At 37.8% G+C, this 26241-nt stretch carries 25 protein-coding genes and 2 pseudogenes; 5 read left to right on the plus strand and 22 right to left on the minus strand.

Going from position 1 to position 26241, the window contains the following annotated elements:
• From HGJ98_RS04960 to HGJ98_RS22325, 5 genes and pseudogenes are all read right to left on the minus strand, one after another.
• Window positions 1–297 (minus strand): annotated as a pseudogene (locus HGJ98_RS04960) (hypothetical protein); the annotation flags it as partial.
• Window positions 298–358: 61 nt separating this feature from the next.
• On the minus strand, window positions 359–700 hold the full coding sequence (locus tag HGJ98_RS04965; RefSeq protein ID WP_291349952.1) for an arsenate reductase family protein: 342 nt from the start codon (window positions 698–700) through the stop codon (window positions 359–361).
• Window positions 701–942: 242 nt separating this feature from the next.
• Entirely contained in the window at window positions 943–1356 is a 414-nt protein-coding gene (locus HGJ98_RS04970) for a hotdog fold thioesterase (protein ID WP_291349953.1), read from the minus strand.
• Window positions 1357–1590: 234 nt separating this feature from the next.
• Entirely contained in the window at window positions 1591–2217 is a 627-nt protein-coding gene (locus HGJ98_RS22320) for a tellurite resistance TerB family protein (RefSeq protein ID WP_367142670.1), read from the minus strand.
• Between the two features lie 243 nt (window positions 2218–2460).
• A pseudogene (locus HGJ98_RS22325) lies at window positions 2461–3042 on the minus strand (TerD family protein); the annotation flags it as partial.
• 302 nt (window positions 3043–3344) lie between these two features.
• Between HGJ98_RS22325 and HGJ98_RS04980 the strand changes: the two are divergent.
• Window positions 3345–4571 (plus strand): aminopeptidase, encoded by a 1227-nt coding sequence (locus HGJ98_RS04980; RefSeq protein WP_291349955.1) that lies wholly within the window; start codon window positions 3345–3347, stop codon window positions 4569–4571.
• A 140-nt stretch (window positions 4572–4711) separates the two neighbouring features.
• Here the strand turns inward: HGJ98_RS04980 and HGJ98_RS04985 are convergent, their stop codons facing one another.
• From HGJ98_RS04985 to HGJ98_RS05015, 7 genes are all read right to left on the minus strand, one after another.
• Window positions 4712–5257, minus strand: coding sequence for a universal stress protein (locus HGJ98_RS04985; protein ID WP_291349956.1), 546 nt, complete (start codon window positions 5255–5257; stop codon window positions 4712–4714).
• A gap of 331 nt (window positions 5258–5588) precedes the next feature.
• Window positions 5589–6131, minus strand: coding sequence for a universal stress protein (locus HGJ98_RS04990; RefSeq protein ID WP_291349957.1), 543 nt, complete (start codon window positions 6129–6131; stop codon window positions 5589–5591).
• 29 nt (window positions 6132–6160) lie between these two features.
• Window positions 6161–6781, minus strand: a complete 621-nt coding sequence (locus HGJ98_RS04995; RefSeq protein WP_291349958.1) for a hypothetical protein — start codon at window positions 6779–6781, stop codon at window positions 6161–6163.
• A gap of 152 nt (window positions 6782–6933) precedes the next feature.
• Entirely contained in the window at window positions 6934–7647 is a 714-nt protein-coding gene (locus tag HGJ98_RS05000; RefSeq protein ID WP_291349959.1) for a hypothetical protein, read from the minus strand.
• Window positions 7644–8936 carry a sulfite exporter TauE/SafE family protein gene (locus HGJ98_RS05005; RefSeq protein WP_291349960.1) on the minus strand — a complete coding sequence of 431 codons (1293 nt, stop codon included), beginning with the start codon at window positions 8934–8936 and terminating at the stop codon, window positions 7644–7646. Before HGJ98_RS05005 ends, HGJ98_RS05000 begins: the two co-directional genes overlap by 4 nt.
• Before the next feature lie 965 nt (window positions 8937–9901).
• Window positions 9902–10378, minus strand: a complete 477-nt coding sequence (locus tag HGJ98_RS05010; RefSeq protein ID WP_291349961.1) for a universal stress protein — start codon at window positions 10376–10378, stop codon at window positions 9902–9904.
• 88 nt (window positions 10379–10466) lie between these two features.
• Window positions 10467–10937, minus strand: a complete 471-nt coding sequence (locus HGJ98_RS05015) for a hypothetical protein (RefSeq protein ID WP_291349962.1) — start codon at window positions 10935–10937, stop codon at window positions 10467–10469.
• Between the two features lie 313 nt (window positions 10938–11250).
• Between HGJ98_RS05015 and HGJ98_RS05020 the strand changes: the two genes are divergently transcribed.
• Window positions 11251–11493 (plus strand): hypothetical protein, encoded by a 243-nt coding sequence (locus HGJ98_RS05020; RefSeq protein WP_291349963.1) that lies wholly within the window; start codon window positions 11251–11253, stop codon window positions 11491–11493.
• 14 nt (window positions 11494–11507) lie between these two features.
• Here the strand turns inward: HGJ98_RS05020 and HGJ98_RS05025 are convergent, their stop codons facing one another.
• The 3 genes from HGJ98_RS05025 to HGJ98_RS05035 form a co-directional block, all read right to left on the minus strand.
• Complete coding sequence (locus HGJ98_RS05025) at window positions 11508–12140, minus strand: hypothetical protein (protein ID WP_291349964.1); 633 nt, start codon at window positions 12138–12140, stop codon at window positions 11508–11510.
• 81 nt (window positions 12141–12221) lie between these two features.
• Window positions 12222–13679: an SLC13 family permease gene (locus tag HGJ98_RS05030; RefSeq protein WP_291349965.1), complete on the minus strand. Its 1458-nt coding sequence runs from the start codon at window positions 13677–13679 to the stop codon at window positions 12222–12224.
• Between the two features lie 728 nt (window positions 13680–14407).
• The gene (locus tag HGJ98_RS05035) at window positions 14408–15916 is read right to left on the minus strand and encodes an ATP-binding protein (RefSeq protein WP_291349966.1); all 1509 of its coding nucleotides are present in this window, start codon (window positions 15914–15916) and stop codon (window positions 14408–14410) included.
• 282 nt (window positions 15917–16198) lie between these two features.
• Here HGJ98_RS05035 and HGJ98_RS05040 point away from each other — a divergent pair, with 282 nt between their 5' ends.
• The 3 genes from HGJ98_RS05040 (at window position 16199) to HGJ98_RS05050 (ending at window position 18850) form a co-directional block, all read left to right on the plus strand.
• Entirely contained in the window at window positions 16199–16357 is a 159-nt protein-coding gene (locus HGJ98_RS05040) for a hypothetical protein (RefSeq protein ID WP_291349967.1), read from the plus strand.
• Between the two features lie 27 nt (window positions 16358–16384).
• Window positions 16385–16993 carry a hypothetical protein gene (locus tag HGJ98_RS05045; protein ID WP_291349968.1) on the plus strand — a complete coding sequence of 203 codons (609 nt, stop codon included), beginning with the start codon at window positions 16385–16387 and terminating at the stop codon, window positions 16991–16993.
• Window positions 16994–17119: 126 nt separating this feature from the next.
• Window positions 17120–18850, plus strand: a complete 1731-nt coding sequence (locus HGJ98_RS05050) for a SulP family inorganic anion transporter (protein WP_291349969.1) — start codon at window positions 17120–17122, stop codon at window positions 18848–18850.
• Window positions 18851–18875: 25 nt separating this feature from the next.
• On the opposite strand, the gene HGJ98_RS05055 is transcribed toward HGJ98_RS05050, so the two are convergent.
• From HGJ98_RS05055 to HGJ98_RS05085, 7 genes are all read right to left on the minus strand, one after another.
• Window positions 18876–19142: a hypothetical protein gene (locus tag HGJ98_RS05055; RefSeq protein WP_291349970.1), complete on the minus strand. Its 267-nt coding sequence runs from the start codon at window positions 19140–19142 to the stop codon at window positions 18876–18878.
• A 19-nt stretch (window positions 19143–19161) separates the two neighbouring features.
• Window positions 19162–20517 (minus strand): sigma-54 dependent transcriptional regulator, encoded by a 1356-nt coding sequence (locus HGJ98_RS05060; RefSeq protein ID WP_291349971.1) that lies wholly within the window; start codon window positions 20515–20517, stop codon window positions 19162–19164.
• Window positions 20518–20624: 107 nt separating this feature from the next.
• Window positions 20625–21257: a hypothetical protein gene (locus HGJ98_RS05065; protein ID WP_291349972.1), complete on the minus strand. Its 633-nt coding sequence runs from the start codon at window positions 21255–21257 to the stop codon at window positions 20625–20627.
• Window positions 21258–21828: 571 nt separating this feature from the next.
• The gene (locus HGJ98_RS05070) at window positions 21829–22446 is read right to left on the minus strand and encodes a hypothetical protein (RefSeq protein WP_291349973.1); all 618 of its coding nucleotides are present in this window, start codon (window positions 22444–22446) and stop codon (window positions 21829–21831) included.
• A 434-nt stretch (window positions 22447–22880) separates the two neighbouring features.
• Complete coding sequence (locus HGJ98_RS05075; protein ID WP_291349974.1) at window positions 22881–23417, minus strand: universal stress protein; 537 nt, start codon at window positions 23415–23417, stop codon at window positions 22881–22883.
• 38 nt (window positions 23418–23455) lie between these two features.
• A complete protein-coding gene (locus HGJ98_RS05080) occupies window positions 23456–25267 on the minus strand; it encodes a SulP family inorganic anion transporter (protein WP_291349975.1) in 1812 nt (603 codons plus the stop codon).
• Window positions 25268–25874: 607 nt separating this feature from the next.
• Window positions 25875–26222: a YlbF family regulator gene (locus HGJ98_RS05085; RefSeq protein ID WP_291349976.1), complete on the minus strand. Its 348-nt coding sequence runs from the start codon at window positions 26220–26222 to the stop codon at window positions 25875–25877.
• Window positions 26223–26241: the final 19 nt, after the last annotated feature.

Here is a 26241-nt window from a genome sequence, read left to right on the forward strand (position 1 = left end):
AGAGCTTAATGAAAAATAGCCCTGTGATTCCAATACATTTAAGATAGCTCCATTGCTGAAATCCTTAAGGGGCACCGGCTCAAACAATTTCCTCGCTCGCTCTATTACCGCTGTATTGGTGCTGACAGGAATCACTTTTTCAAAAAGAAGATAGTTCCCCGTTAGCTTGAGTTGTTCGTTTAAATGGATGATCTTTTCTAGGTACTCCCTTTCTTCATCGCATCCAATAATTCTATAAAAATATACATAAGGGCTTGTCCCCCTTTCTCTTGAAGGAGACAGTATATCTTTAAAAACATCATTGGATTGTTTTAAGACGGTTCTAGTTTCCTTACTTGTCTCCGTACTTTCTCACTCCTTATCCTTCCCAAGACGCCCATACATCCGGTTCATATCCTACTGTCGCTTGTTTGCCATTTCGTACAATAGGGGTATTGTAGAGATTGGGGTTATTTAACAAAATCTCTTCCCTACCACTTTCAGAAATAATGTGATCCATATTTAATCGCTTATAATCCTTAGCATTGCTATTAATCAAATTCTTTAATCCAACTGCAGCCTTCACACTTTGGAGCTCTCCTTTACTTAAGCCCTTTATTGTCAGATCAATGAATTGGTATTTGATCCTTCTCTCTTTGAAATAACGTTCAGCTTTCTTAGTATCAAAGCATTTCTTGATTCCGAATAGTTGAATATTCATCCTTTACTCGTCTTCTCCTTAAATTTAGGATCTAATTAGATTATGACAATATTCATTATAAGTGATACTATCGTCTTTCTTAAATATTCTACAGTAAGTAATGAATCCCTTCATAAGGATAAGTTTAAATGGATAAATTACACAGCCAACTCGTATAACTAAAGATAATGCCCCTAGCTTAATTATAAGCCAGAGGCGTTATTTGTGATTATCACGTTTAACCTTCACGTTGAGCTTAAGCCCTAATCTACCGATTTGACATTAATGACAGCCATAGTACATCTAGAAACACAGATTAACTTTTCCTCTTCATCCATCATTTTAATATCCCAAACCATTGTTGTCCTGCCTTTATGTAGAGGGATACCCACTGCGGTAACGATTCCATCTCGCTTGCCACGTATATGGTTAGCATTAATCTCTAACCCCACCGCTCGTTGATTAGCTTGGTCAATCAAATTGAAGGTTCCCACGCTAGCTACCGTTTCAGCTAAAGCTACCGATGCTCCACCATGCAGCAATCCAAAGGGTTGCCTTGTAGCTTCCATGACAGGCATAGTTGCCACAACTCGCTCTTGGCTGAGTTCCACTATTTTGATACTTAAAGCTTCCATTAAAGTATCTTTAGGTATTGGTCTAGCTATTTCTGTATCCATACATCCTCCTTTCTAATCGAGAGTAACATCATAATGTAAATTCTAAATATTCTTATATCAAGTATATTACTTTATTCCGTATAATGTAAGTCTTAGATAATGCATTCCATTCGATTAAATTTGACTTATCTCTTCCTTTCGTTATGCAATTTAGTTCATTTCCTAACTAATAATATACAAATTCAATTTAAAGAGCCGAACATTGAAGTACGGCCCCTTAAGACTTATAAATATTTAAAAAATAAACTCTCTGGGATCTAAGCGGACCTCGCGGCAAATCTCCTCCACTACTTGTTTTTCCACTGGAGCAAATTCTCCGTCTGCAAAACCGATGGCACAGCATAATCGAACCACCAACCGAGCAGCATCCGGTTTACTGGCTAATTTACCGATGGTCCTCAAAGCCTCAGCCTTTCCTAGCATACGATCACTTTGAATCCTCTGGACAAAGTAATTGAAACGGGAATCTACTTCATGAATATTAATTCCCCGCATTTCCTGACTCGTACGGAAATAATCAATGAGCTTCTCCCTTTCCGAAGACTCGATAACCCCATCTGCTAAAGCCACCAAAGCACTGCCGGCAACCAAGGCTTCTGTAAGGTCTTTACCCATATACTTGTTCACAATATTGCGGGCGTTTTCCGTTTGCCTTTGTAACCACTCAGCAGTATTTGTATTACTGCCTGAGTTCCACCGTTCCTTGCAGCTTAAGCAAACAAACTCCATATTTTTGCTTCCGATAAATCCGGCCAATAAACCTACTGGACCTAATAATACTCCTCCAATTGCAGCCTTGCCAAGGCCAAATCCCTTCTTACCAGCAGTTACCTGATTGGAATGGCAACGCGGACAGTTCATGCCGCCTTGATCATGACTATACCCACCACTCTGGCCATAGGATTGGGAGCTATTATGTCCATAGGAAGTATTTTGTCCATAGGAAGTATTTTGTCCATAGGAGTAGGAGGTATTTTGTGCGTTCTGAGAACCACTGTAAGGAACCGCAGAACTGACTGGAACAGGATTGCCTAAGCTAGTATTTCCAGTATTTCCATAGCTGGTATTAGATGAATTATTAGAAGCCGCAGAGGATTGTTCTTCCTCAACTTCCAGTCCAAAATTACGGCATAGAGCAGCTAGTCCACCCTGGAATCCACTTCCAATAGCATTGAACTTCCACTCCCCGGCATGACGATAAATTTCAGCGGCAACAATAGCAGTTTCCACTGAGAATTCCTGACCCAGTTCATATTTAAGGAGTAATTCGTTGGTACTTGCATCAAGAATCCTTACATAAGAGTTCTTAATATCTCCAAAACTTTGTCGCTTCATTTGAGCGTCATTAATAGTAATAGTAAAGGATATTCTCTCAATATGAGAAGGAACCGCAGACAAGTTAATCCGAATCTGCTCGTCATCTCCCTCCCCAGAACCCTTTTTATGATCCCCGCTGTGTTTTACTGAACCCTGACCACCCGATGGGTTATTGTAGAAGACAAAATCATTTTCATCCTTCACTTTACCATTTGCTCCTATTAAAAAAGCCGAAGCATCTAAATCAAAGTTATAGCTGCTGGCGGCAGGGTTAGAAGCCCAACCCAATCCAACAATAATTTCCTTTAAGTTAGGGTTACTTTTAGTAAGGTCTACTTTTTGCCCTTTGCTAAGTCTTACTGCCATTATTTCTCCTACCTTTCCAATTCCCTATTCATTATGAGCATTTTACCATAATACGCCAAGCTCAAGCAAACATTCTATACTGTTTGCACATATTGACTTGACGGACAGACAAATATTTGATTTTATGTATAATTAATCAGTAAGCAACTCCTTATATAATAGCAATGACCATTTTTGAGCATTTTCACTCTAGTCTCCTTAAATTAGTAATACATTTAACTAAAGCAGTTAAACTAATATGGTTACTCCAACATTTCTCTAAATAACCGTTTCCTTACACATAATACAATTTGAAAGGAGCTTTCATGGATACAAACTTAGAAAAATACGCTCGTCTGATCGTAAAAACTGGATTAAACCTTCAACCAATGCAGATTCTAGTTATTTTTTCTCCAATTGAATGTGCACAGTTTACTCGTCTGGTTGCTCAAACAGCCTATCAAGAAGGTGCTAAAGATGTCATAATTCAATGGCAAGATGAATTATTCTCGAAAATTCGCTTTCTGCATGCTCCTGAAGAGGTTTTTTTGGACTTTCCAGCGTGGCAGAAGGAATTTTATCTTTCCTATGCTCATCAGGGAGCAGCGTTTTTAAGCATTTCCGCTTCTGACCCAGAGCTTATGAAAGAGATCAATCCGGAGAAGATAATTACAGCTCAAAAAACAAGAGCGGTTGCACTCCAGGAATATCGGGAACGTCTTATGAGTAACAGAAATACTTGGTGCGTTGTTTCAATACCAACGGTTTCTTGGGCAAAGAAAGTCTTTCCAGACCTTAATAATGAGGATGCCGTTACTAAGCTCTGGGACGCCATTTTTAGAACGGTACGGGTCGATACCGAAAATCCTGAAGCCGCATGGGATGAACATAAAGCTAATTTAAAAAAACGTCTTAGCGTTTTGAATTCCCTTTCTTTGAAGTTTTTGCATTATAAAAATTCACTTGGTACAGATCTAAAAATCAAATTACCCGAGAATCATCTCTGGCTGGGCGGTGCAGAAACAACACCAACTGGAATAGAATTTATCGCTAATATGCCTACTGAAGAGGTATTTACATTGCCTGATAAAACCGGAGCCAGTGGCACTGTCGTCAGCTCTCGGCCCTTAAATTATAATGGAAATCTAATAGAAGACTTTTCACTACAGTTTGAAGAGGGAAGAATTATTCAATATAGTGCTAAAAAAGGGTATGAAACACTTAAACATCTCATTGAAACGGATGAAGGTTCTCATTATCTCGGCGAAGTTGCCCTGGTTCCATATGATTCTCCAATTTCAAACTCTAAAGTATTGTTCTTCAATACTCTTTTTGATGAGAATGCATCCTGTCATTTAGCTATTGGGAAAGCTTACCCTGTGTGTCTTGAAAATGGTGACAATTTAAGCAAAGAAGAGTTGGAGAGCTTCGGCGCCAATGACTCCTTCGTACACGTTGACTTTATGATAGGAACAAGTGATCTTAAAATTACTGGAATTACCACAGAGGGTAAAGCAATTGCGATATTTAGTAATGGAAATTTTGCTTTTTAAGGCACAAATGGTATGACGGCAATACTAAAGCCCGGGAAGCATATCAATACAACTCTCCCGGGCTATTATCTTCCTTCATATTATATTAACTTATTTGGGATACTAGCGTAAAAAAATGACACAACCTGTGTTTGACTGATTTAAATATCAACAACCGCGTAATCATCTATAAAATCTTGCGGAAGCTTCTTGATCAATAAAACTGGTATATCCGACTTGTTAAGCACACTGTGCGCTAAACTACCATGAATTAATCCTTTTAGACTGGTCATACCCCGCGTACCCATAATTATTAGTTCATAGTTCTTTTTGGTTGCAAAACTAAGAATAGCCTCGGTTATATCGGGTATATTGTAATTAGAATATATCACTTGACGGTTGACATATTGTCCTCTTTTTGAAAAAATTTTATTTGTTATGGCGAGAATTCGAGAGTATTCCGTTCTAGTCTCTGAATTCTCCTCAACTAAGTGTTCCACCCAATCTGAGTTAGGGTTAGATGACCAAGTTTCCAGCAAATTATAATCTCCCTCAATAGAGCCCTGAGCATTTTCTTGTATATGCAAAACAGTTAATTGCATATTGGGTATACTGGAAAATAAACTAGCAGCATATACGGTTGCAGAAAAAGAATGCGGCGATCCATCCGCATAAAGAAGCACCTTAAGAAATTTAGAATCAGACATGAAAATTCCACCTTTTAATGATTTAAATTTAATTATATCATATTCGAAAAGAGATTATAATAGTAATTAATAACCTGTATCCATTATTGTTTACACCTCGATTGTCTAACATTATTCACCCTTGAAAAATCACAGTGATTATCGATATTCCTACGATCATTATCAGTTCTCTGTTAATCAATAATTAAAAATCCCATGCCCTAGTGTCCTCTAGGCATAGGATTTTATTGCTTTGCAATTTATTGGGGACCTTCGAATCCTTTACCCTATTGTCAACTCCGTTTACTCAAGTGGAGCAGTACTCAATGTACGACTCTTGTTAAAGAGTTCGCTATTGCTTAATAAAACTTTGGGGGAGCTTCTTTACCAACATCATAGGGATTGGAGATTTGTTGACTAAACAACCAAGAATTAAGACTTTCAAAGTAGTAAGTCCTCGTGTGCCTATAACTATCAAATTATAAGAATTCCTTGCTGCATAATCATACAGCGCCTCTAAAGTATTAGAAACACTAGAATCACAATAAATTACAACATGACTTACGTTCTCAGCTCTCTCCGTAAATAACTCGTTAACTTCGGAAAGAATCTTAATATATTTCTCTTGCTTCATCCAATCTGAGTTTGATCTAATTGGCCAATAATACTCTGCTCCTTTGGCCTTACTTCTTACCAAGGCCCAATTAACTAAATCTTTAGTATCAATCCAACTATATTCCGTAACCTTAAAGTCTTCAATGCCCTCTTGGGCCTGCACTACTGTCAAATGCATATCGGGCATATTCTTCAAGAGTGTGGCAGTTTGAACAGCTGCATAAAAGGCTTGCATTGAATCATCAAAGTAAAGGAGCACTTTGTACTTGGAATCATTCATTTTTAATACTCCCTTCCTAAAAACAATGTCTAAGGTGCATTGCAAGTAGCATTCAATGAAACTGATTTATTGATCCAGATATTAAGTCGACCTTTATTCTCAATAATCTTTTCGGCTAATCTAGTACCAACATAGCGGTAGTAATTCTCTCCGTCTTTTCTATAGAAATAATTGTGAGTGTCAATGAAATTCGCGCTCGCCCCAACTCGATGGAGTAAGGGAATTATATTTGTTTTGTTAATATCAAAGCTCTCAAGGGACCTTTCAAACTCTTCACCTAGGATTGAATTACTCCATGCCTTTGGTCCTTTTTCAGGTTTGATTTCATAGACACGCCTCAAAAATTCATAGGCGAAAGCACCTAAAGAAAAGATGATCCTCGGCTTGTACTCTAAGGCCAGCTTCCTGAACAACTCAATTTCTTTAGCCACTTCGGGTCCCCACCAATTCAAGGTATTAGGAACAAGTCTGCTTTCGCTCACAGCATTTCTGAAATAAATATTATTAGTTTCAATTCGCGTATGCATTTCCCTATATACTTTATCCTGAATTGCATCTAATACTGGTGTCCAATTATCGTGGCTAATAGGATGTTTTGGATTGATTAATACCCAAATGGGATAACTTTTATCCCCCGATTCTCTCTTCATTATCTCTCAATCCCCTCATCACAGAGTAAACTATAAAAATAATATTAAATGCCTTTCTTGCTAGAAAAAAGAAACCTTTTGCTGCAACCAATAAGTCTCCAATCGTGCCACTAGTTGTAGCAAAAGGTTAAGCCTCATGATATAGGCTCGTTTTAAGCTTCCTTCTTCTTAGGTTTGGCAACAACAATACCAAGACCATCAAAGAAGTAAAAGAGTCCAAAGCCATACCACATGGTGTATATAAGGTAGAAGGTGAGCAGAAAGATGACACTGGCTTTATTCTCACTGACTTTCTTTATCTCAACTCCGTAGTAGTTATAGGCTGGCTCAACAGCTTTTTGTTGTACTTTAGTTAACTGAGATGCTTCTTGAAACTGCGATTTAGCTTTCATTGAGGCTTCAATTTTCTTTAAGGAACTATTCCAGTTGTAGGTTGCTTCACGACCATCATAACCATATTTTGATTCAACGGATTTACTATCATTGTGATACATGAGGTCGCTGTCAGCCACAGCAGCACCTAAGATTTTGCCATAATCTCCATCAATGGTCACAGAAGTATCTTTAACGGTGACAGTAGCTCCAGCTGTAGTGTATAATTTGCCCCACTTTTCAGCATCTTCTGGATTTAAGGCTTTTATTGTGAAGTTGATATTTTTTCCCTGTTGAGAATCAGCAACTTGTTTAGCTTCATCAATGAAATACGCTGAGCCCTTAGAGAGTGAGTTAAACATATCATCGGCGTATTCCAGACCATTCCTGCCGTTACCGAAGTTCGGTGACATCATACCAACATAGACTAGCACGAAACTTAGAAGCAATCCAATACCGATTATAAACGTCTTTTTGTTTCGAACGACACTCATTGGCTAACACCTCCTTTGGCATTATAATCCTCAACAGATTCAGCCCGAAGTTTCGGTATATTAACGATAAATGTGCCTATGATCCATATGCCGAAGAAGGAAACTAAACCAAAGAATAACCATACCCCAATCTTGGTAATTATAGCGCCAGCAGCAGCGGTCAGACTGATATAGCCCATCTGTGTCAATTTTTCTGGCAGGGCAAAGAGTCTGTTGACGAAACCCGCCATAATTGCCAATGCATAGAAGGCCTTAATTTGCGTGCCAGGAACCACTTTGGTTGTGATGGCACCTACTTGGATACCAAATAACGAACCTAGCAGCATCCCCATGGCCAAGGTATAGAACACGTAACCATAGACAGCATACTGAGCTATTGAACCATAGCCAGCTGTAAATATAATTTGGAATATATCAGTTCCTACAGTAGTTGCTGTGGAAATTCCAAGTCCGTACACAAACATTGGAAAGGTAACAAAACCGCCGCCAACACCCAGAATGGATGCTAAAAAGCCTGTCACAGCTCCGCATATTGCAACAAAGATCCCGGAAATTCTTCTACCGCCTGGAACGACGTGCTCATCAAATTTAATCATCGGAGCTAGGTTAATGGATTGCAGCTTTGTTCCTAAACCCGTCATTTTCTCTGGGCTACCGTGAACATCGCCACCGACCTTTGGAGCATTTTTCTTAGTCCGAATAAAATCGCTCATAGCGAAAATGCCTAAGAAACCCAGCAGAACCACGTAGATAGAACTTATTACGAAATCGCTCATTATAGGATTATAGTTAAATAATGCCCGGTTTATCACACCGCCGCCTGTGACCCCAAGTCCAGAACCAACCAGAAAGGCGATAGCTAGACCCGCATGGACGTTACCCATCTTCTTATGGAGGGTTGTGCCCATGATTGCCTTGGCAAAGATGTGAAACATGTCGGTACCTACTGCCAATATACCTTTTACTCCCAAGCTCATAAGTGCAGGGGTGATGACAAAGCCTCCGCCTGCCCCTATGCAACCTGTAATTAGACCTGCTATGATACCCACGGCTATGGAGCCGTAGAAAGTAGTAGGCGAAAAAAACGACGGACCAAAGGCTGATTTGCCTCCGATAAAGCCTGGTAAGGTAGATGCCGCATGAGCCATTGCTGGTATGAGCAAGGGCAGGGCCATTATAAACAGTACTAATAATTTCTTTCGGTTTTTAATAATGTTAAAAGAAGTTTCAATCTCCCACTGGGCATGAGCCCTAGCTGCATACATCAAGGAGTTGTATAAGTCTTTCATTCATCGTTCCCTCCTCTATTGACTTTAGCCCCTAATTAAAACTTAGAATTTTTAGATGGCTAAACCTCACTTTTTCGGTATTTATGATATAATTACAATTGAGAAAATTCTTTTGCGGCCTTTTATAGGCTGCTTTTTTTCTTGAAGAGGTACCCCTTTACGTGACATTTTTCACTACTCACTAAAAAAAGTGTGGTCAGGTCCTCCTCAATTCTAATAGGACTCATCAATTTTAAAAACACTGCCCTCCTTTTTTTAAAAATTTGATTTCACAAATAAAGAGTAGCACTGGATAATAAATGTGTCTATAGAGTATCCGTATCCCTATAATCACTGATTTCTATGGCTACCTAGTATAGACTGTGGGATATTGTCGAATTCAATCGTTTCCCGATATAAATAAAGCTTCGTTACTCTGAGCGATACTTTTTATTAATTAAAATTTGGATTGAATTATTTCGGGATTAATGATTCAAGCATATCAATATCGAATAAACTTATGATATGCTAACCCTCTGAAATTCCTGAAAAACCAGCAAAGCTACGTTCAGCGGAATATTATTTCTCTTTCTTTCTCAAGGATTGAATAATCCATCTGCTTCGGGACGATTTTTGCACACACAAATTTAACAAATACTAAAACCAATTCTTTATAATCTAATCTTTAAATCATTTACTTGTACAATTACGAAAATAATATAGCTTTTTTCTGGATTCTTTGAGTGAACATTAGAAAACTTGGCTAGCGCCAAGCCGTAGGCGAAGGCGGTAGCCATAGTTGCAGTTATGCTTCAGACGACGAAGACACCGTCTTCGCACGGGTTAAACCTTCTTGCAGCACTGTCTTCGCACGTATTAACCTTCTTGCAGTATATAACGATAAGTTTATACTTTCTGAAAGTACAAAAAAAAGTGTTGACAAGCAACACTTCTAATCTATCTAAAGATCTTGGATTTCAGTTGACTCATTTGTGAATAAGCTTTAGGATAGGTCTTGATCCATAACTATTAAGAAAATCTTCCGAAAGGTTCTTAACTAACAACACCGGTATTGAAGACTTATTTTGCAACGTATGGGCTAAACTACCAAAGATCAAACCTTTTAACGTTCCAAGTTCTCCAGTACCCATGATTATTAACTCAATTGACTTTTTTCTGGAATAATCGAGAAGCGCGTCTACCGAATCCGGAATATTCGGATTGCAATAGATGACTTGATGATAAACGTCTGATGCTCTGGCAGAAAATACGTCATTTGCTTTAGTATGCAGTTCGAAGTCCTTAGTTTTAGTGGCCGAATCAGCTCTCCCAATGACATCTTTCAGCCAGTCAAAGGTTGGACTGATCGGCCATGAACTAAGTCCGTTCTGATTATCGCCAATAAAAGTGCCCTTGCTTTCTTGTAGGTGTACAACAGTTAAATGCATATTGGGCATATTCATCATTAGAAAAGCTGAATAGATGAATGCATAGAATGCAGACTTTGACTCTTCTGAATAAAGTAGCACATTAAACTTACATCCATTCATCCTAATACCCAGAAGACATAACCAAGGGGTTGCTGGAAAAAATATTATAACGATTAAAATTAATAGCTCCACTAATCCACGATTCTGAAATTACATTTTCCTTCTTCTCGAGTGAAGCATCTCGGATCGTGCAAGTAATTCTGATATTGAATTCTTCTTGTAAAGGGTTACCTCCTAACTCTCGAAACATGAATGTCGCAATGTCAGCAGGCAAATCGTTTAACTCCTCCTGGCTAAATGGCACATCCGGTCTGATCTCTAAAGTGGCATTAAACGATCGTTTGAACATACCTTCTCTGATAACTGTACCTACACTTGCGGTCAGTGTAGCAACCGGTCGTTTGGCCCTAACCCTATTATTATAAAGTTCAAACTTATAATTACGCTCACCCTCAGGTCCATTCACTGGTACAACTTTTAAGAAATTACCCCGAGTGTACTTAATCCCATAATCAAGGGATTCATCTCTCATACTAAACCCTCCTTTGGCATGGAGTGAAATGTTGGTTATCGATTAAATTTCTTAGCGACCTTTTGAGGCAGCTTTTTATATGCAATAGTAATTTACAATTTGCGTTAATTTGTTATAAAGCTAACTCATGCCCCCTTCCAAATAGTATTTGTGTCAAAAAACACTTACAAGTAAAGATTATCATCGTATACATATGGCGTATATAGCAAAACGAAACGTTCTTAATTAATATAACCAATAATGATTTTAGAACTACCGAATTGGTAAGGCTAAACGCATAGAAACCATCTACGTAAGAAGGAAGGAAAAATCTTTGGAAAACGCTAATGAATCCTTAGAATTCCTTTTGGAATTTGAAAAGAAGTACTGCAACTCCTCAAAACTCGCAAACTCTCAAATGATGTATTGGTATTACAAAATCTTAGGAGATAAATCATGGAAAACGTTGATACCAGATATCGACAGCTGGGTTTATCACTACGAGCGTTTCTTGGATAGCGGTGGAGATCCATATCAATTAAAACAAGGAGATAGTTTCTTGGGTCGGTACTTCTAACTTAAAAAACTTCATTATTTCAGCCAAATACTCAGACTATCCTTATTCTTAATAAGCATTTCAGATATTTTTGTTCCAACAAAATGAAAGTAATGCTCAGTTTCATTACGACTGTAGGAATCAGATGTTTCTACAAGTCGATTACTTGAATTGACTTTGCGAAGTAAGGGGATCACATTAGTTTTATTTACTTCAAAATTGTTAATAGAATTTTCGAATTCATCCCTAATAATATCAACATTCCAATACTTAGGTCCTTTTTGTGGTTTACTTTCAAACACCCGTCTCACAAATTCATATGGAAACCCACCAAAAGTAACCAATAATTTCGGATGATACTCAAGGACAATTTCCCTTAATAACTTGATTTCTAAGGTGACTTCGCTCCCCCACCAATTTAATGTATTGGGAACAATTCCACAATCGGACACAACACTCCTAACGTAAATATCTTTTGTATCGATTCTCGAGTGAATTTCCCTGTATACTTTGTCTTGAATTTCGTCCAAAACATGTCTCCAAATGTTATTTAAAACTGTAGGGTATTTAGGATTAATCAATAGCCAAATTGGATAGGTTTTATTCCCTGAATCTCTGTTAACTAACGGTAAATATTTGTCACGTGCTAAGCCGACAACTAATCCCACCTCTCATGTAACGCTCGAAATCAACATATTTATAGGAGATATGCCTGGAAACATCCAGGCATATCTATTTTTAACACGGTACTATCTTAGAAGGGCAGGCATACCCACTATAGGCCAGTAGGTAAAAGTCATGAATATTAAAAGACCCATGATAACTGCACTAGCAGGAATACCGCTTACGAAAAATTCACCCGTAGAAAATTGCTTCGATTGATAGGCAATTGCGTTAGGCGCTGCACCAATCAATAGTAAGAAAGGCATTCCAGCCATTGCTACGGCACCGTACAAGATAAGCTCTGGGTTAACCCCAAGATACTGTGCCATAACCAGAGCAACCGGAAGTGTAATGGCAATAGCAGCAACGTTCATAATAAAGTTTGTCATAAGCATCACTAAGAAACAAACTGCTAAAAGGAAAACCAACCAGTGTGCACCAGCTATCATTGCTAACCACTTTATTGCTATCCACTGGGCAGCACCTGTTTGCCATAGGCAGAAACCAATACTCATCGCCCCCGAAAACAACAAAACGATATTCCAAGGAATTTTCTTTTCTAGATCTTCTGCATTCAATACATTAGAGAGGAAGAATAATACTCCTGCGAGTAGCAAGGGAACTGAACGATCCATGGTCTTTAAAGCCGGAATTATTGGTTGTAATACAAGCATGGCAAGCGCACAGACGACGACAATACTTACGAATATTTCTTGCTTTTTAATAGGACCAAGTTTTGCATATTCTGATCTTGCCTTATCTCGTAGGCCAGGGATATTTGCTTTTTCAGGCTTGTAAATGATCATTAACAATGCCCAAATAAGAAAGACACTAGCCCAACCAAAGGGCGCCAAGTGAATGGAAAAGTCAACAAAGGAAACTTCTTTCCCTGTGAACTCAGTGTAAAAACCCACTGCTGCAGGATTGCGAGCACCACCCAGGAGTGTACAGATACTTCCTGCACCTGCAGTATAGGCCATTCCAATGAACAAAGCCTTACCAAACTTGTTGGGTTTACCATCAGAGTTGTCACCATTATATAAGGCCAAAATTGTTACTAAAATTGGGAACATAGTAGCTGCCACGGCGGTATGGGCCATAATATGAGTCAATAATGCCGTTACAATAAATACCCCCAACAATATCTTTCTGGTATCTTCACCTACTACATCTAACATTTTATAGGCTATTCTTTTAGTGATTCCCGACTTCGTAAAAGCTAGCCCTATGAGTAATGATCCCAGAATAAACATAACCGTTGGATCCATAAAATCTCGGAAGGCTTCCTTTGCTGGACGAATAAGGAATAAGGCTTGAGCAACCCCTATCATAAGGCTTGTAACACCAATAGGAGTTACTTCAAAAACCCACCAAATACTTGCTAAGAAGAATAGTCCTATGGCAGCTTTACCCTGTTGGCTCAACTCGAAGGATTTACCGGAAGGATCAACTGCCGGCCCAAATTGCGGAGCATAATAAAATATTAAAAAAACGGATATACCTAACAAGATAAAAAATATTCGTTTTGCATTTATACCATTCACTATTAACCACACCCCTCTTTTGTTTTTAAGGTGCTTCTTTAGGAAAATTTAACGCCACCTTACACCTAAAACAAAATTATTTAACCAATCACACATTCACAGTTTTTTTGTGCTATAATAGCATTACGATTAAATTTCTTAGCGGCCTTTCGAGGCTGCTTTTTTTCTGGACAATTTTAGCTCGTTATTTTTTATACATTGTCTGATTATCTACCACTCCAATCTCATACAACTTCTACATCTATAGAGGTCAGTCCGTAATAGTCTTATTTAGCAGCTTTTGAAATCGATCAGTCCCCCCTTCCCCTTTGTATGTGACTATCCTCACAAGTAAAGATTAACATCGTGACAACAGTGCGTCTATAGTAAATCGAAATGATCTTAATCGATTTATCCTATTGCCAAGGAGAATCATTGTCCATTCTTTTCTATATAATCAACTGAATCTATTAAGATTTCCGTTCCACAGCCCGAATTTATGTGAGTCCTGGCTAATAGCTAAGTAATTTTCTTCTTAAAACGTCTCCCTTGTAATTACTTAAAGCCATAACAAGTGAGTGACCAGTTCTTTCTTAATTAATCTGATCTATTATAGAAAAAAACTCCTAGGAGAAAAGGTTTTCTCTCAGGAGTTTTTTTAATCCAGCGTCTATACATTCATAATCTTCACCTATTAATTACATAAGCTAACTATATGCTTACATCCTTACAGATTAATCAGCTCGCATCTAGTTCGATTTAGGTATACTCACCACCACAGTAGTTCCTCGAGGAGAAGTATCCGAAATCCAAATCTTCCCTTTGTGCATGTGTATAATTTGATAGCTAATCGACAGTCCTAACCCAGCTCCATCATCCTTTGTCGTGTAAAAGGGATCAAAAACTCGCGAAAGGTCATTAGCCTCGATGCCAGTACCCGTATCAATGAACTCAACCTCAATAGCTTCTTCCTTTACGACTGATTGAATGATAAGTTTACCTCCACCCTGCATTGCTTGAATAGAGTTTAGGATCAAATTGACAAAAACTTGTTTCATTCGATCCATATCGATACTTGCCAAAGGAAGGTTAGGTTCAAGCTTCTTCTCTAAAACAATTTTATTTTGCCGTAACATTGGGTAGGTAAAGGTAAGCACGGATTCTAAAAGACTATTCAACTCTGTCGGACTAACAACTGGTTTACTAGGACGGCCAAAATCCAATAACTCTTTTATGACCAGATTGCCACGATCAACTTGATCACAAATTACTTTAGAGTATTCTTTCAACCCTTGCACTTGTTTAAAGTCACCCTCCATGACTTGGACTGTCGCTTTAACAATCGCTAAGGGATTTCTCAACTCATGGGCAACTCCTGTAACCAGGCGACCTAACGCTACTAGTCTTTCGGAACGCATTAGTTCTTCTTCTAGACGTTTTTTTTCCTTTAAGTTATCCGCCATATTGTTAATAGCTTGGACAACTTCTCCGATTTCTCCTGGCATAGAAGAAAGCCTTTTTTCGCTATCTTCCTGCATGCTTAAGATTCCATTTTTAATTACTTGGACCTCGGTAGCCAAGTTATGAATGACATATAGAGCAGTTCCCAATCCAAATATCAATCCTAAAAGTGTCAAGTATCGAGTAACTAAACTGAATTGCCTGCTCTGGGCAAAGACCGGATGAACCTGTTCGTCTGCCCAAGCAATGGCGATTAGCTGCCCCTCCTGCATAACTGGCATTAAATACTCGAAAGCTTGGTTTCCGAGAGAACCTGCGATACGGGAAAGAGGTTCTTTCGTAGCATTAACAGCTATTAGTCCTGAGGAAGCTTCATCTAAAATTCGATACTCTCTTGCTTTAATTTCCTCTTCGGTTTGTGGACGGTATTGATGTAGAAATCCATAGACATACAAATCTTTAGTTTCAGGGATGTATAAACCCAACCTTACCCCAGGGTTAGCATCTGCCAATGGTTTGGCAATTACATTAAAGGCAGTCGAAATAATACTTATATCTTTAATTGCGAGAGGGGAGTTATACTCAATATCCGAACGATCTAGAACTTCCGTTAAACTCTGAACAGTAGCATTAACCATAGTTCCTAATCGCTCTTCTTTAGTTTTCAATAGCATTTCATCCTTGGCCCCAGAAAAAAATATGTCATACATCATAACAAGGATTGGAATCAACAGGATTGCTGTAACCGTGAACATTATTTGAGAAGCGAAGGAACTATTTTTTAAGATTCTTAACAAGTTTACGCCTCCCATAGTACAATTTCAGACAATGCAGTATTAATTGTATAAAAACAAACAATCAAGAATACCGAAAAAAGTTAGCCACTTTAGGTGGAATTACTAGTTTAATAGATAACATTCTAAGCCTTGATATATGCAAGCAACAAATTCATGGCTGAAAACATACAAACAACATACAGAAAACAGCTAAAACAGCTGGCATGATAATTGCACTAGAGTGAGTCATGACCCAAGGTCGTGAATTTATTGAATTTAAGTAAACATATAGGGGGAAATATTATGACCACTAATCAATTCACAGTATGGGTACAAGAATTGTTTGATACCTGTAATATTCATAATGAGATTGAAACGAGTAAGCTTATTGTGGAGGTGATGAGGAAATTCCACTCTCTAAACCAGGAAAAAATTGTAGAGCAAGTAACGGCCAATCAATGATATGCAGCACAGAAAGGTGGAATTTTTTTGTCCAGCTTATTGCTTAATAATTATTCAACCTTCGTTGATAGATTAAAGGAGGAATGCGGAGATCGATCCTGCTCGATTTGGCTCTTTGTTAACCCGAAATACCCCGAGGATATCACCAACATTTGGGACCCCATAATGTATGAGATTCAAGATAAAGTATATCGTAAACTGCATGCAAGAATTAATAGCAAAAAAATCTTCATCAAGAATGCTGTTAGCGATATTGGCAGAGTTAATGATTCCTCAATTGAAGCTGAAGTAGCTAAAAGTATTGTAACATTAAGGGAAAGTTTGCTTGAATATCAACCCAAACTTCTAATTACTTTTGGTACTATTGCCTTTGAATTTGTAAGACGTGTTACAGAAACAAGACCCGAGAATGGGATTAAATATTGGAATAGTTGTAACTTAGGAAATGCGTTTGAACATTCAATAGAAAACTTTGATATATCTCAGGCAAACTCGATCCCCTTAGTTCGTCGAATGAGTAATTCGAGTATTAACAACCAAGATTGGGAAGACAGCAATGGTTATTTTCATAATGTTGCAGACAAAATTGCAGACAAGATTATTAAACACAAGGATAGTCTTAATATCTGGATTTGACATGAGATCTCACTAAACCCTCATAGCATCGTGTTTTTGAACGCACTATGTTTCACAATAAAAATTTCCTACTCTGCCTTAATTAAACGTAATCTGCAAACAGAAATTTAAACGGTTTGGGGGGCAATGCAAATGATCTATAAGTTTATTCCAATTCTTGATACTTTAAGAAATTATGACAAGAAAAATTTCAAATTTGATCTAATTGCAGCACTAACAGTTGCTGTAGTCGCTTTACCACAAACAATGGCTTATGCGATGATCGCAGGTGTGCACCCAGCTTACGGCTTATACTCGGGGATTGTGCTAACAATTATCGCATCATCTTTTGGTAGTTCCAATCAGCTAGCCACCGGTCCTACCAACGCTATCTGTCTCTTGATAGCATCCTACATGATACCCTTTGCAGGTAGTTCTGACTTTTTCGCCAATTTATTCCTTTTGACCTTTTTAGTAGGGGCTATCCAGCTTACAATGGGAATCCTAAGATTGGGTTCCCTAGTCAACTATGTTTCCCACGCAGTGATCGTTGGCTTTACTGCCGGGGCAGGTATCATTATCGCTATGGGACAGCTTAATAATCTAATGGGTATTAAGTTACCAAGTGGTCACCTTTCAAGTATTGGTAAGGTTATGGCCTGTTTTCAGAGTATCGATAAACTGAATTACCATGCCTTTGGTATTGGTTTGTTTACTATAGCAGTAATAATAATACTAAAAAGAATCAATAAAAACCTGCCAGGGGCATTATTAAGTGTTATTTTCTCAGTAGTTTTAGTTATAGTTCTAGATTTGGAGAAATACGGAGTAAACGTTGTAGGACAAATACCTCAGGCTATCCCGCCCTTAAGTATGCCCAATTTCAATCTCTCTGCTATTGGTGATTTAGGAACAGGTGCTGCTGTCATAGCTATTATCGGTCTAGTTGAAGCTGTATCCATTTCCAAAGCAATTGCATCTAAAACACATCAAAAGATAGACCCAAATCAGGAATTTATTGGCCAAGGTATGGCGAATATAGGCGGCTCTTTTTTCAGCAGTATAGCAGGCTCAGGTTCCTTCACCCGATCTGCTATTACCTATCAAAACGGAGGTAAAACTAGGGTAACGGGAGTACTGGTAGGTCTAATAATTCTCATAGTGTTAATATTTTTAGCACCCTTTGCGCGATATATCCCCAATGCAAGTTTAGCAGGAGTAATCATGCTAGTTGCTTACTCTATGATTGATAAAAAAGCTTTAGCAAAAGTGATTACAACTAATCGAAATGATGGGATAGTATTACTCGTAACCATGTTAACTACCATCTTTGCACCCCATTTAGAGCAAGCTATTTATGCGGGAGTTGCCATCTCAATAGTTCTCTACCTCAAAGATACCGGCGTGGCAGTTGTCAGAAACCTTGAACCAGTCAGAGGCACTGACGGGCGATTTGTGGAACAGATCGGTAACGGACAAGATACATCGATTTCGATTCTACAATTAGAAGGGAATTTATATTTTGGATCCTCCGCCGACCTTGACAAGAAGCTGAGTGACTCCTACTCCAACTCAAAGGTGTTCCTAGTTCGCTTCAAATCCGTTGCAATAATTGACATTACAGCGTTAGAGGTTATCGAGAGCTTCATTAATCGTGCTTTGGAGGAAGAAAAGAGAGTCATCCTATCTGGAGTCACGCCAAATATCTTAAGAATGTTGAACAAAATGCACATTGTCGATCATGTCGGAAAAGAAAATATCTTTATGGAAGACGATGAGGTATTTGCCACATCCGGAAAGGCTCTTGATGAAGCAAGTTCCTTTGTAAGGTCAGTAAGTTATAAAACTGAAAAGAGATCTACCCAAGCATCCTACTGATTATTGTGATAAATTGCACGGATTATTATACTGCCGCAGTTGCCATGGTTCTTCTAAGTCTGAATAAACCCTTCCGTTCTTCAGATGACACCTGCCGACATTTATAGTTTTCACATCTGGTTGGGATGATAGAAATGTCCGTATAAATCATATAGTCTATCTCTTTGGGCGACAATTGTTGCACTTCATCTTCTGAATTCCTTATAACTTCCTGTATTATCCTGTTGAGTCTAGAACGAATATGGCACAACTCCTTATGAATACATTGACTGCACTTAGAGGTTTCGTTCATGATTGATACCCCTCCTCAGTTATAACTTTACTTGGTATTTTTGAGCTCTATAAAGAAGCGCCGACCGAGTAAGTCCTAGAAGTTGAGCCGCCTTCGTTTGATTCCCCTTACTCTTTTCAAGGGCTTTAAGAATTAGTTCTCTTTCGACCTCATCAAAAGAGATACCCTTGTCAGGAAAATTTAGAATCAACCCTTGAGCTTTCCCGTTCTTTTTATTATCAACCTTTTGAATCTCCTTCGGTAAATGCTGCACCTTAATCTCACGTCCCTGAGAAAGAATAATCGACCTTTCTATTACGTTCTGTAACTCTCGAATATTTCCAGGCCACTCATAGTTCATAAGCAATCCCATAGCATCTGGAGATATCATTTGATCATGAGAAGGATTGAATTTTTGTAGGAAGTGCATAGTCAATAAGGATATATCTTCTGATCGTTGCCTTAAGGGAGGAATGTGAATCGGCAAAACATTTAAACGGTAGTATAGATCCTCCCTAAAGGTACCTTGTTTAACACAATCCATCGGGTCGCGATTAGTTGCCGCAATAATCCTTACATCAATTTTAATACTTTCAGTTCCCCCTACCCTTTCAAACTGCCTTTCCTGAAGAACTCTAAGCAATTTGACTTGCATAGACAAAGGCATTTCGGTAACCTCATCTAAGAAAAGTGTTCCCTGGTCAGCCAATTCAAATCGCCCTAGTTTTCTGCCCACAGCACCTGTGAAGGCTCCCTTTTCATGGCCAAACAATTCACTTTCCAGTAACGACTCAGGTAAAGCTGCACAGTTAATCGGTACATAGGGTTTTTCTCGACGGTAGCTTAAATTGTGAATCGATAAGGCTGTAACTTCTTTGCCAGTCCCGCTTTCTCCAGTAATTAATACTGTTGCGTTACTGTCAGCGACCCTTTCAACAAGGGTGTTAACTTCTTGCATGGCTGGACTGTTCCCTAAAATTCGGCCATGCTTTTTGTTGAGTTCCGAGCGCAAAAAAACAACTTCTTCCCTTAATCGGCTTACCATTAAGGCCTGTTTAACAACAATCTTTAGCTCGTCAAGGTCAAAAGGTTTAGCAATATAGTCAATTGCCCCTAGTTTCATAGCCTCAATGGCTGTATCTATTGAGCCGTGGGCAGTTATCATAATTACTGGTAGCTTTGGCATAAGGTCTTTGGCCTTAACCAATACTTCTAATCCGTCCATTTCAGGCATTTTGAGATCAAGAATCACCAAGGAAGGTGTTTCATGCTGAATTAGTTCCAGGCCTTCTTTCCCCCGCGTAGATGTAATTACCTGATATCCTTCTTGACGGAGGCCTTTCTCGAGAGCCCAACACAGATGCTCTTCATCATCAATGATTAGTATCTTATTCAATAAAAACACTTCCTTCGCTTTGGGAAAGTGAATAAAGTAACTTAATTATACAAGATTAACGAAATAAAGAAAGTACTTGATTCATATCAACTCTATGCAGTAATATTTTACTTAATCCAAATATCCAGCTGATCCTTGTTTTCGATTATCTTTTCAGCTATTTTTGACCCGACATGTTGAAAATATGCCTCTCTTTCGGTCTTAGATAAAAAACTGCGATTCTCAACGCGCTTATCATTGGTAATCACTCGTCGAAGTAAGGGAATCCTATTGGTACAATGAATATCGAAGTTCTCCATTGCATTATCAAATTCATCCCTTAGAATTGATGAACTCCAGGCCTTTGGTCCTTTTTCCGGTTTTACTTCAAAAACTCGCCTTGCAAATTCAAAAGGAAATGCGCCAAAAGAGATGAGCATTTTTGGCTTGTGTTCTTGAATAATCCCTCTGTAAAACTCAATCTCTTTTGCAACTTCCTTCCCCCACCAATTTAGGGTATTTGGAACTATTCCGCCGTCGCTCACTGCACTCCTAATATAAATATTAGAGGTATCAATTCTTGTATACAATTCTCTAAATACTCTATCCTGAATCTCATCTAGAATTGGTCGCCAAATATCATGTCGAACTGCAGGATATTTTGGATTTATTAACAGCCATATCGGATAAGTTCTTTCCCCTAATTCCCTCTTAGTATTATCATCATTTGATAGAACATTGTCGGAAGTTAAGCAGGTCAAATTAAACCCCACCTTTCATCTTTTCTACTGCTAACAATGGGAATCCTAGCACGATCTGTTCAACTACGATCAAATTTCTTAGCGGCCTTAGTAGACAGCTTTATAATTATTAGAAGTAACTTTCGCGTTGAGACGACTCTAACCACACCTCCTTTAATTTCGTGTGTGATTTTCATCACAATTAGAGATTATCATTATGACACAATTGTGTCTAGAGGAAATCAATATACTCATAATCAATATACCTAATGATATTGTAAAAGTCTTTAATACTAGAATCCAAACCAATAAAAAGTAATTTATTCCTATATATCCACTTAAAAGTAGAGTCATATTAAAGACAAAAGGGTTCCGAAAGTATTTTACTTTGGAACCCTTTAATCCTAAAAAAACTTTTGTTAGACAGCTGTTATTATCAATTTATTTTAATAAACCTAATTGGTAAATGTATTTGTCCGCAATTACCAATTATCATTATGCTCGTTTAATTTTCATCAAATCTATTCGGCCATAATCACCCCCACTTATCGTTGGTTTGTAATATTTCTACATAAATTGGATTATTCACAATTCACTCCATCCAAATATCAAGACGTTCCTTATTCTCAATAATCCTTTCAGAAATCTTTGTTCCTGCATATTCAAAATAATTCTCAGAATAAAAAGGATCTTCAACGAACTTACCACTAGCAACTATCCGACGTAGTAAGGGAATCCTATTAGTTCTGTTTATATCAAAGTTATCAATTGATTTGGTGAATTCATCCCCTAAGTTAGTAGTTCCCCAATACTTAGGACCTTTCTCAGGTTTAATTGTATAAACGCGCCTTACGAATTCATAAGGAAATGCTCCAAAGGAAATAAGCAATCTAGGTTCATATTCGTCCGCGAGTTCTCTAAACTCATTTATCTCTCTATCTACTTTAGTATCCCACCAATTTTGCGTATTGGGTACTATTCCGCTATCGCTAACAGCATACCTAATATAAATATTAGATGTGTCTATCCGTGTCCGCAACTTTCTAAATACATTGTCCTGTATTACTGATAATATTGGGGTCCAAATATGGTGACGAACTGCCGGATGTTTCGGATTGAATAGTAACCAAATAGGATAAGTTTTTTCCCCCCACTCTCTCTTCTGCCTATTATTCAATAGTATATCCTCACTATGGGTTAAGCTGGACAAATCGGATCCCACCTTTGCATTAATGATTACTACAATGTACATAGGCAGATCCATACGAATACTTCCGACTTAGGATAGCTTACCTAAGCATGGGGATCTGCCCTTTAAATAAGTTTAGTTTAATGTCCATCCTGAGCGATAGCGTAGGATCTAGATCCTTCAGTCGTGCCTCCTTCAGGATGACATATCGACTGAGTACTTTCATAACAATGACAAAAACGCACTGAAGTTTTCATTCATCAGTGGTGCCGCAAATCGGCATTGGGGTCTGATAGTACATGAAAAGCGGGCCTCAGAGATTGATAATTTCTTATAGTATTATATCTTTTAGTGGTTATTATTAAAACAGTTTACTAGTTTAATTACTATAAGCCCCGAAGAGACATTATCTCTGCGGGGCTTATAGGATTGTATGGCTTCTTCTTTATCTAGATTTAGGCAGAGCAATAACTATCAATAAAGTCTTGAGGCAGTTTCTTAATTAACAAGACCGGTATTGGAGATCGATTAAGTACGTTGTGCGCTAAACAACCGAAAATCAAACCTTTTAAAGTAGTTAGTCCCCGCGTTCCCATGATGATTAATTTGAAATGCTCTTTTTCAGCATACTCTAGGAGTGCATCAACAGTATCAGTAATACTAGGATTACAATATATTACATGGTGATTGACGTTTTTTGGTCTTTCTGTAAATACACTGTTGGTTTTAGTAAGTATATCATTATACATGTTTCTAACATTCGTATCTGATTCAATGACACGCTTCATCCATTCTGTGGTAGGACTAACTGGCCATGTATCGATCCAACTATACTCTGTTCCTGTAGAACCTTCGTCTTTTTCTTGAACCTGTACAATGGTTAAATGCATATTGGGCATATTCTTTAGAAGGTTGGCAGCATAGACTGCTGCAGAAAAAGCCTGCTGAGATCCATCGGAATAGAGAAGGACATTAAACATTGAATCACTCATTCCATATACCCCCTTCAATCTTTACATGACTTCTTTTTCTAAAAAGATGCCGTGCTCTTACTCTTAACACTAGTACCCAAATTTGAGGTCGTTTCTGATTCTAATAAGATACAAGCAGCAGATTTCTCATCATTTCCCATAACTTCACAACCTAAAACATTTCTTGCTCTTTCTAAGGCATTGGTTGATGAAGCAAAAATTTCATTCTCTGACATAAAAATGTTTTCTTCGCCTATATCAGACGTAACATGGGAATTTGATAGTAAGGTATTAAATTCAGACTTTACACCACTAAAGATAACTATTCCACCTGATTCTTTTACAGTCCTTATAAATACCTTCAAAGCTCCAAGTGCAGTCAAGTCTATAGTAGCAACATACTTCATTCTTAGAATAAATACCTTAGATTTATCGACTAGATCATCAAGTTTGTTTTGAAGGTCCTCTGCTGAACCAAAAAACAGATTTCCTTCTAACTGAACAATCAAGATATCAAGTTTTTGTTTAATCGACCTAACTTCCTTTTCAATGATTTGTCCATTATTTCCTTGTGATGGTAGAAGAAGCTTCATCGGTGCTTTATTAGTATCTTTCAAGTACAAAGCAATAGATAAAGCTATACCAGTATAAATTGCTACATCTAGATGAGGCATAACAATTGTTGCTATACATGTCGCCCACATTGCAAGGGAGTCAGACTTAAATTTACCTGCCTTTACAATGTGCATTATTTCTTTTTTGTCAACCATATTATAGGCTATAACTAAGATTACTCCAGCAAGGCAGGGGTTGGGAATGTACTTAGCATATGGAGCAAAAAACAATAGGACAAGTGCAACTATCACACCTGACAATATTCCAGCAATTCTGGTAACAGCACCACTTTGATAATTAATGGCAGAACGTGTAAAGGAACCTGAACCTGCAAAACATTGGAAGAAGGATGCACCTGCATTTGCTAAGCCTTGTGCAATAAATTCTTGGTTAGCATCAATTTTTTGGCGTGAGGTAGTTGCAATGGATTTAGCAATTGCTATGGCTTCAACTAATCCTATGATAGCGATAGCTATTGCTCCTCCAAATAGATTCTGCATGACAGATACATCGAATTGTATCATTTTAAAAGGCGGTAATGAAGATGGAATAAAGCCGGTCAGTTTTACTCCTTTCTGATCCAATGAAAACATAACAATAAAAATAATTGGGATTATAATTCCTATTAAAGCCCCAGGAAGCTTGTTATTAATTTTCTTACAAGTTATTATAATCGCCATGGTCATAACACCAAGTCCAAGGGCATAATAATTCGTTTCATTTAGATGGGTCATAACATAATAAAACTTTTGCATGGTAGACATATGAGAGGAATCTTTAATTGATATGCTCAGTAGTGTGCTCAGTTGACCCAGTCCAATTAATACACCCGCACCAGCAGTGAAACCAATAACTACGGAATGTGACACAAAATTAATTACCTTACCAAGTTTGATAACACCAAATAGTATTTGTAAGACCCCTACCATAAATGTCATCAAGAAGAGCATTTGGTAAACATTATCTTGTCCCATATAGCTACCAAGGCTACTTGCTACGAGAAGAGCAATGGCATTCGTTGGTCCTGCTATGATGTGATTAGAACTCCCGAATGCCGAGGCGATCATTGTCGATACAATGGCCGTATAAAGACCATAAACAGGGTTAACGCCCGCTATCAGTGCATAGGCCATAGACTGTGGTATAACTACTACAGCTACGGTCAGAGCTGCAATTAAGTCCTTACTGAAATATTCCTTCTTATAGTTTCCGATGGTTCCTATCAAAGGAATATATTTAAATCTTGTTAAGTACAAAAGGACTCCCACCTTTCAATTACAAAACTAAATACTTGAATTATTTATCCATTAATATATTGTATTTCATCAATTATTATTTTAAATGCCAACGTTAATAGGATGCCTCCTTCCAATCACCAATGGCTCAATTAAATATAGAGATTATTTTCACTAATTATTTTGAAAAAATCCTAATGTTCATTTTACAACGAAGTTCGAAAGCGATGTAAAGTCCGCATTTCACCTCCTATTGATACAATAAGCTATATGAAATTATCAACATTACATTGACTGAACCATTGATTACACGTAAAAAATTGCACAAACTATAGTACTAGCTTGCAAAACTTTCCTTTAATGTAGATTAACATTGATATTATATCCAGTCAATATTATTGCAATCAATAAATCCTATTGCGAAAAAATAGGATTATTGTGTCTGAATACGTAAAAATGGCAATACAGTCACACATGAAGGAAAAGTGTGATGTATTGCCATTATCTAAAAATATGTTACAGGCTCATCAGGTGTGTCATTAATTGGGCTTTATTCCCTCCGAGGCCAACGCATTCTCTAGCCATAGGTTCCAGTATACCTGTTTTTTGGGATAAGTTATATTAATGTTTATTTATCGACGCTTTTAATACCAGTTTTAATGCTTCCAGATATTTTCTCCATAAAGTCTTGGAACCTTGTATTAGCTTCGTTCGAAGCCAATACTTGACGATTTCGGATACATGATTGTTCCAATTCTTTAAGTTGTTCTTGATCTTCTTTAGTCAACTCTATCCCAGCCATAACTTTTCCGCGCTGTTCATGCTTTAATTTTTGTAGATCCTCTACTAACTTTCGAGCTTCTGCATCTTGAAAGAGGAGATATTCAGCCTTTTTAAATTCTTTGTAGATATCTGTTTGAGCAATTGCTTTACCAAGTTCAATACTCTTTTGCATAAGTTCATCTTCTTGATCCACAATGTTTCCTCCTTTAAAT

Origin of the sequence: Desulfosporosinus sp. (genome assembly GCF_014237355.1) — a bacterium.
In the GTDB taxonomy this organism is placed as follows: Bacteria; Bacillota; Desulfitobacteriia; order Desulfitobacteriales; family Desulfitobacteriaceae; genus Desulfosporosinus.

Excerpts from the sequence above, each read along its gene's own strand:
- HGJ98_RS04970 (WP_291349953.1), bottom strand. The coding sequence starts at position 1,356 with ATGGATACAGAAATAGCTAGACCAATACCTAAAGATACTTTAATGGAA.
- HGJ98_RS04965 (WP_291349952.1), bottom strand. The coding sequence starts at position 700 with ATGAATATTCAACTATTCGGAATCAAGAAATGCTTTGATACTAAGAAA.
- HGJ98_RS05055 (WP_291349970.1), bottom strand. The coding sequence starts at position 19,142 with ATGAACGAAACCTCTAAGTGCAGTCAATGTATTCATAAGGAGTTGTGC.
- HGJ98_RS04985 (WP_291349956.1), bottom strand. The coding sequence starts at position 5,257 with ATGTCTGATTCTAAATTTCTTAAGGTGCTTCTTTATGCGGATGGATCG.
- HGJ98_RS05010 (WP_291349961.1), bottom strand. The coding sequence starts at position 10,378 with ATGAATATGCCCAATATGCATTTAACTGTTGTACACCTACAAGAAAGC.
- HGJ98_RS22320 (WP_367142670.1), bottom strand. The coding sequence starts at position 2,217 with ATGAACTGTCCGCGTTGCCATTCCAATCAGGTAACTGCTGGTAAGAAG.
- HGJ98_RS05005 (WP_291349960.1), bottom strand. The coding sequence starts at position 8,936 with ATGAAAGACTTATACAACTCCTTGATGTATGCAGCTAGGGCTCATGCC.
- HGJ98_RS05050 (WP_291349969.1), top strand. The coding sequence starts at position 17,120 with ATGCAAATGATCTATAAGTTTATTCCAATTCTTGATACTTTAAGAAAT.
- HGJ98_RS04980 (WP_291349955.1), top strand. The coding sequence starts at position 3,345 with ATGGATACAAACTTAGAAAAATACGCTCGTCTGATCGTAAAAACTGGA.
- HGJ98_RS05015 (WP_291349962.1), bottom strand. The coding sequence starts at position 10,937 with ATGAGAGATGAATCCCTTGATTATGGGATTAAGTACACTCGGGGTAAT.
- HGJ98_RS05040 (WP_291349967.1), top strand. The coding sequence starts at position 16,199 with ATGACCACTAATCAATTCACAGTATGGGTACAAGAATTGTTTGATACC.
- HGJ98_RS05000 (WP_291349959.1), bottom strand. The coding sequence starts at position 7,647 with ATGAGTGTCGTTCGAAACAAAAAGACGTTTATAATCGGTATTGGATTG.
- HGJ98_RS05075 (WP_291349974.1), bottom strand. The coding sequence starts at position 23,417 with ATGAGTGATTCAATGTTTAATGTCCTTCTCTATTCCGATGGATCTCAG.
- HGJ98_RS04995 (WP_291349958.1), bottom strand. The coding sequence starts at position 6,781 with ATGAAGAGAGAATCGGGGGATAAAAGTTATCCCATTTGGGTATTAATC.
- HGJ98_RS04990 (WP_291349957.1), bottom strand. The coding sequence starts at position 6,131 with ATGAATGATTCCAAGTACAAAGTGCTCCTTTACTTTGATGATTCAATG.